5 protein-coding genes are annotated in these 7806 nt (G+C 27.9%); all 5 read right to left on the reverse strand.

Features of this window, described 5'->3' with window-relative positions:
* Nucleotides 1-728 precede the first annotated feature (728 nt).
* On the reverse strand, nucleotides 729-3413 hold the full coding sequence (locus tag L21TH_RS10065) for a glycoside hydrolase family 38 N-terminal domain-containing protein (protein WP_006315344.1): 2685 nt from the start codon (nucleotides 3411-3413) through the stop codon (nucleotides 729-731).
* A 77-nt stretch (nucleotides 3414-3490) separates the two neighbouring features.
* Nucleotides 3491-4522, reverse strand: coding sequence for a PTS fructose transporter subunit IIC (locus L21TH_RS10070; RefSeq protein WP_006315346.1), 1032 nt, complete (start codon nucleotides 4520-4522; stop codon nucleotides 3491-3493).
* Nucleotides 4523-4537: 15 nt separating this feature from the next.
* Nucleotides 4538-4840 (reverse strand): PTS fructose transporter subunit IIB, encoded by a 303-nt coding sequence (locus L21TH_RS10075; protein WP_006315347.1) that lies wholly within the window; start codon nucleotides 4838-4840, stop codon nucleotides 4538-4540.
* Nucleotides 4841-4921: 81 nt separating this feature from the next.
* A complete protein-coding gene (locus L21TH_RS10080; protein WP_006315348.1) occupies nucleotides 4922-5383 on the reverse strand; it encodes a PTS sugar transporter subunit IIA in 462 nt (153 codons plus the stop codon).
* Nucleotides 5367-7379 (reverse strand): BglG family transcription antiterminator, encoded by a 2013-nt coding sequence (locus L21TH_RS10085; RefSeq protein WP_006315349.1) that lies wholly within the window; start codon nucleotides 7377-7379, stop codon nucleotides 5367-5369. Before L21TH_RS10085 ends, L21TH_RS10080 begins: the two co-directional genes overlap by 17 nt.
* Nucleotides 7380-7806 lie beyond the last annotated feature (427 nt).

Below are 7806 nucleotides of genomic sequence, written 5' to 3' on the forward strand. Positions count from 1 at the left end.
ATTGACTTACCATGAACTTTTTCCAGTTTAGATTCATTTTTGTTTGAAATAGCATATGAATTTTGAAAACATCCTAGTATTAAAACTGTTATCAATGTAAATATTAGTATTTTTTCATCTTTTTATCTTCTCCTTTCATATTTTAATAATTATTATCACTATATCTTTCTACGCAACATGCTTATAACTTCCTATTTGAGAAATTATATTTTTTACATAAGGCTTTTTTCATCTGGTGCTCTTGGATATAACATATTTTCACCCCTTTCTTATATCTGAATAAACATAATACTTACTAAACTTTTATCCCCTCAAACCTCCATGGTCCTTATTTTTTCACCTATTGTTAATAACTCCATGTTCATCTCTCCGTTCAATTTGCGTTTATATTATTTGATTTACTATTAACTTTATTATAATTTATTTTCTATTATTTGTAAATAGTGTTTATTTAGTACATTTGTACCATTGTTTTTGTATGGTGTTATTATATGCATAGTCTACAGATTAAAGATAACTTTTTTCACGTTCTATAGACCTAATGAATACAATAATATATGCAATTATCTCCTCGAGGAGGCGTAGTTATAATTTCTTAGTCATTTTTGAAAAAAGAATAATCAAGAATACAATACTTCTATTTAATAATTCATAATACAAACCAATTATGTTTAACAAAACAGAAAAGCCCCCTAATCTAATCACAAAAAGGAGGCTTTAACATTTCATTACAACTTTCTATTAATCTTTTTTAAGCAAAATGTAAATATTTCATTAGGTTTTATGTCTTTAATTTTTATGGTACCTGAAGGTTTGGTATAATCAGCATTGTCTGGACCAGTATCAATTTCAATTTCTATTCTGCTATCCCACTTGATTTTTTCTTCTCTTAGATTCAGTAACTCTACTTGGTTAAATATATTCTTATTAAATTTCAAGATTGCTTCTTTCTGGTTCATATTAGTTGAGTTATATACTCTCCAAATCAATCCATCTGAAATTTCATGTTTTTTAATGGCACTAGTACAAATAAAGTTACTTTCTACATTTAAGACTTTTAATTTATCAGACAAAATTCCTTCCTCAGTATAAGTTTCAGGCATAATAACTTTTAGTTGTTCATTATATTTGTGTGCTTTCATATGTACATTAGCTTTTTCTTTTAATTTATATGGATAGATTGCATACTCTGTCATGAAATTTCCTAGTAGTTGTGCTTTTGGTGTTTCACAAAATGCTCCTGACCTTCTTCCTGGTCTATATAATAAATCTTTTTTTCCCATCCAGCCAACACCACTCAGTAAAGTTAATGCTATAGTTGGTTTATTACCATTAATAATTTCATACTGAGGTAATCCTTTATTAAAGATAGCTAATCCCTTATCTTTATTTTCGACTATTACATATGAATGTTGTGGAAAAATAGGATAATATTTTTCTTGCCATTTTTCTTTAATGCTTTTTTCAGTTTCTTCAAATAAATTTCTTCTTTCTATCATACCAAACGATTGCTCAGCATAATGCTTTTCAGTCATTAAGTCTGTTTCAAATAATGCTCTTATTCTATGATTTAAAGCAGTATTTTGTATTTGTGTTTTTATTTCTAGATAATCTTTTTCTTTGTATAAAATTAAATCACTACTTACACATATATCAATAAGTTCATTTGACCTTTTTTCTCTATCTGTTGTTTTTGGCACTTTAAGTTTATAATAAATTCTTACAATACCTTTGATAAAATTATTTTCTATAATTTCATACTTTATCATTTTGTTCTTAGACGTAAACACTTTATCATTTAAAGGTGGCGAATAGTCATATTCATCACCTGCGTTTCCACTTTCTTCAATAATATTAAGATTATTATGCTTATTTCCTGTTTTCTTATCCACTATACTTAGAGTACCATCCTCATTAATAGTTACTTTTAATAAATCATTTTCTAAAACATTATTTCTTACAATTGAAGCTGTAAATTGCTTAGCTTCTTCTCCTTCTTTTAAATAATATGTCTTATATCCATAACCATCAATTTCTGCTATAAACTCTATTTCCATTTTATCATAATAATCGTCTTGGTTCTCACCAAAAACAACTCTATTTTCTGCAAGGTTTACTAGTTCACTATTCTCTATTATATACGGTATTTCCTCACCTTTTGAATTATAAAGCTTAAAAACTTTGTCTTTCACAAAGACAGTTGCTCTAACACATTCTCTTCGTTTTATGGGTAAGGTATTATATACCACTAAAGGTTTCCCTAAACTACTATTAAAACATATGTTATTATTTAAATAATCAATTTTTTCTTCTAATAATGTATTTGCTATTTGTTTTGCATGTTCTAGTCTCATAATCATTTCATCATGTACTATATCTTTACATACACAACATATTGAATCATGAGCATGGTTTTGTAAAATATATTTCCACCCTGTATTAATTAAGCTATCATCATAAGTAGCTCCAACCATATAACTCAACGAACTTATTGGTTCTAAATACTTTTCATATAGTTTTTCTGTTTCATAATTCATTTTTTTTATGTCTAATCTTGTCCCCGAAATACTTGCATGTACACGACTTATTTTCCCCTTCCTAAACTCACCTGATAATTTAGGCAGATTTTTAGCTTCTTCTTTTACGCTTTCTATATATTTCTCTAAATTGCTTATCTCAAAATGATAATCTCTTCCTTTATTTTTATAATAAGTTGTTAACTTCTCACAGATACGAGGCAAAAACTTTTTTAATACACATTGATCTGAACCAGCCATCATTAAAATATGTTTAGTAGTAGCTCTATTTTTGAACAATTCAATATTTTTTTCAACTTCTTCTATACTTTTATTTAAATCAGGTGATAAAAACATCGCGTTACCATATCCTATCGGCATAACAATAGCTAGAATTTCTTCACCATCTGGTGTTTGCCACATAAATTCAGTTGATTTTACATCTTCTTCTGTAACTCCTCTATAAAAAATAGCACTATCAATACCAAATCCCTTTAAAATTTGAGGCATTTGTGATGACTGTCCAAAAGAATCTGGTAAATATCCTACATTCATAAGTCCCCCGAATTCTAATCCTATCTTGTACGATATTAGTAAGTTTCTAATCAATGATTCACCGCTAGGTAAAAATTCATCTGGCTGAACATACCACGGACCTACTAAAATTCTTCTATCTCTTATCAATTGTTTTAACTTCTGTCTTTTTTCTGGTTTTACTTCTAAATAATCTTCTAATAAACTAGTTTGACCATCCAACATAAATGAACTGTGGCTGTGGTCATTTTCCAAAGTCTCTATTAAATCATCCATAAATCTGATTAATTTTACTCTATATTCCTGAAATGTTTTGTGCCATTCTCTATCCCAATGAGTATGTGAGATTATATGAAATTTCAATTTTTATTCCTCCTTTACATATAATAGTTTAAAAAAGATAGCCACTATTATTAAAGCGTGGCTATCTTTTTATATTTTTAAATATCTAGAATTTCAATAGACTCACTGTTTTCAAAACTTTCTTCTTCTATTTCTTTCTTAAAGATAGATAATAAGATTACACTAACTCCAATTCCTACTGCTAATGAAAATATAAATGGTAACCACTTTTCAGTAAATGGAAATGCAAGTATGCCACCGAATACTTGAGTTTCAACTCCAAACGCCATAATTAAAGCACCTCCAACAGCAGAACCAATTACAAATGCTGGTATTACTCTTAATGGGCTTGTAGCTGCATACGGTATAGCTCCTTCAGTTATTCCAAACAAACCTGTACAAAGTGTAGCTATAGCATTATCTTTTTCAATCTTATTAAATTTCTTAGGAGCTACCCAAGTTGCAATAGCTACTGAAATAGGAGGTGTCATAATTCCTGCAAAAGCAGCAGCGTTAGGACCAAAAATTTGTTGTGAATATGCACCTATTACAAAGGTTAATGCTATTTTATTTAATGGTCCTCCCATATCAAATGCTAGCATACCTCCTAAAACAGCACCCAAAATTACGGCATTAGCCCCACTTAAGTTTTTAAGCCAAGCATCTAAAGTTGATTGAAGCCAGCTTATTGGGGTACCTATCAATGCCATTATTCCTGCTGTAATTCCTACTCCTACTAATGGTATAAACAACATTGGCTTTAACGAACTAATATACTTATGGAAAGGAACTTTTTTTAGCTTATTTACCACAACCCCTGCTATTAAACCAGCTAAAATACCACCTAAAAAACCTGCTCCTATTTCTGAAGCAATATATCCTCCTGCAAACCCTGGTGCTATTCCAGGTCTATCTGCCATTCCAAATGCAACATAAGCTCCTATAATATGTGGTATAAATCCAAATATACCATATCCTAAAGTTTGTAATGGTTTTTGTAAAGTAGCTAAATCAAACTTTCCTAAGATTGTACCTATTGCTATTAACATTCCACCAGAAACTATAAAAGGTAACATATAAGAAACACCAGTCATTAAATAAGTCTTTAAGTTTTTTACAGTATTACTCATAACTCTCCCCCCTATCTATTTTCCAAGTGCCTTTAAAATCAATTTTTCAGGCTTACGCATCGCATCAGTAACTCCTACTTTAACGATCTTTTTTCCTCTAAATCGTTCCATTTTTGATATTCCTGTTTCTACTGCTAAAATCACTACCTCTGCATCTTCCAAATCTTTTGTGGTAATTTCGTTTTCGATTCCCATTGCTCCTTGGGTCTCAACCTTAATAGTATATCCTAGTTTTTTTGCAGCTTTTTCTAATGCTGATTTAGCCATAAAAGTATGTGCTACGCCTGTTGGACAAGCTGTTACAGCAACAATTTTCAAAACAATCCCCCCATTCTTATATATTTTTTTTATTAAAAAACTATAGCTTTTGAATCTTTATCTAGTTTACTTTTATAAACTTTAGTGCTTATTTAAGATATTAATGTTGTTTAATAATACTAAAATTTCATTTGAAGTATTTGCATTCTTTAAAGCAGTTCTAAACTCGTCATCCATAAGTTTTTCTGAAAGTCTTGATAATAACCTTAAATGCATAGTGCCAGAATCTTTTTTAGGTACTGCTAGTAGTATGATAAAATTTACAGGTTTATCATCTAATGCATTCCACTCTAGTGGATTTATACTTTTACCAATTGCTATACTTGGATTTAATACACATTCACTTTTACAATGTGGTATTGCTATACCATTACCGAATCCTGTTGTAATTGCTTTTTCTCTATCTAAAACTCCTTTTATAAACACATCTTCAGAAGTGATTCTATTAGTGTTATATAATAATTTAGTCAACTCCTCTATAGCTTCTAACTGTGTATTGACTTTTAAGTTTAATTTTATTAATTTATCATTTATTATGTCCATATTTATTCTCATCTCCTTTTGTAACTATACTTATTGTATCTACAAAGTCCTCATAATTTTGTGAATTGATTAACTTTATAATTAAATCTTTATTGTTTATAATACATAATAGTTCTTCAAAAACCTGCTTATAATCTTGATCTAACTGTTTTGGAAGAACCAACATTAATATAAGCTGTACTTTATTCTTACCCCAATCGATTGGTTTTTTAAGTATAGAAACTACCACTTTAAAATTTAATGACCTATTATTTATGGCATGAGGAATCGCCACTAAATTTCCATAATCTGTAGGTGATATTTTTTCTCTTTTTATTAAAAATTCTTTAAATCTTTCATCGACATATCCTTGTTCAATAAGCATGTCTGATAATTGATTAATTATTTCAAACTTATCTTTGTAACTACATCCCTTTACAAATAGATTTTTAGAAAATAAATCATTCAACTTGATATCGTTTATATCTATTGAATTAGGTTTATCAATTTCTTTATTGGAAAATATATTTAAAAATTCAATATCTTCATCTCTTAGAAAATCATCGATTTTAACTACGGGGATAGACGTCTTTATACTCAATGGGACAGTTGTCAATATCAAATCAAAGCTATTTATGTCTACTTTTTTTATTTTATATTGAGGTAATGTTAAAACAATTTTAGCATTTCCAAATATTTTTTTTGCTTTTGCTTCAATTAATTTTGCCGTGCCCATCCCTGTTGTACAAACTATTAAAATCTTCCGAAATTTCTTTTTGTATTTAATTCTTAATCGTTCTAAAGCTGCAGCAAAATGTAAGGCTATATATCCAACTTCATGTTCATTAAAATAAATCTTAGTATAATCTGTTATTATTTGAGCTGATGTTATCGCCATTTCAAATGCATAATTATAATTTAATTTGATATGATCTAATATTGGATTTTCTGAATTCATATTAAATCTAAGTCGATTAAGAGTATATTTTAAGTGTATTGCTAGTCCCCAAATAAATTCTTTATCACCACTTAAGTCTAAAAAATACGTTTTCTTAATTTTATTAATAATTTTATCAATTAGATTTATTATCGAAGCTTCCACAATTTTGTTTAAGTCTTTAAAGGTTTTGTTATAATTGACAATCTCTTTTTTGCTTAATAAGTGCATAGCAATATAAATTATCTCTTCGTGTGGTATTTTTATATTTAGTAATTCTTCAATAACTTTTGCTATATTTTTTGCTATTGTATATTGTTTAGTACAAGCTATTGTATCAATCTCTTTGATATTTTCCCTTTTAATATGACATCCTATTTGTAATCTTTTAATAATAATTACAATATGTATACTTAAGCTATGTAAGGATGAATCAGTAAATTCTATGTTTACACTTTGCAATTCTTTTAATAAAATTTCTTTTATTTGTTTTAATTTTACTAATTCTAATATATCCTTTAAATATAAATCTAGTGTTTCTTCATAACTTCTATTAACTAAATGCTTAGCTATACATGTTCTTATATTAATTTCATTTCCCCAAAGTTTTATTCCATAATTTCTTTTTCGTAAAATCTTTAAATCATATTCATTCAGTTTTTCTTCAACCTTTATCAAATCATTAACTATTGTAGACTTACTAACAAACAATTCTTTTGCTATTTGTTCAATAGTTAGATATCCTGTCGAAATAAGTAGTTTCTTAATTGTATATTCAACTCTATCTTTTGGAGTAATTGGAATATGACACTCTTCATAATCTCTTCTGCATTTTAGATAATGTAATAATTCTCTGTATTTTTCATTATTTTGAATTTTAATTACATATCCTTTTCTATGTACAGAATCAATAGCGACTCCTAGTTCACTTTTGTGTAAATTTATAAATTTTATATCATTTCTAATAGTACGGTCAGTTACACCAGTTAATTTTGCTAAGTATTTTCCTGACACTGGTTCGTTACCATTAATAAGTTCGGATAATATTTTAGAAACTCGAGTATTCATAAATGAATTCATCTATGACCTCCTCACTTAATATTATAAAAGACGTTATTTTGAATTAAAATTCATTTATTTTCCTTTATCTAATAGGAAATTCTATTATTTTTAGTAAAACTCTTTATCACTTATACAAATATACAAACATGTATGATATTTATTAGCCTAAGTGAGCATCAGTATTATGTCTTTAATAAAATAATTAATTAGTATAACTAATTTAAAGTTAAGTATAGTTTTATACAAGTATACTTTTTAAAAAGCCTCAACTCATTTACATATTTCTATAATTCTTGCTAAACTCCTGTAGTAACTTATTCAATATTGAGCTATAGGGCTATCGCCATCTTTTGTATTTTATCTCTCCATTCACATAATAACCCATTAATGAATACAATAATATATGCAATTATCTCCTCGAGGAGGCGTAATGATGAACCAAGGG

Origin of the sequence: Caldisalinibacter kiritimatiensis (assembly GCF_000387765.1) — a bacterium.
In the GTDB taxonomy this organism is placed as follows: domain Bacteria; phylum Bacillota; class Clostridia; order Tissierellales; family Caldisalinibacteraceae; genus Caldisalinibacter; species Caldisalinibacter kiritimatiensis.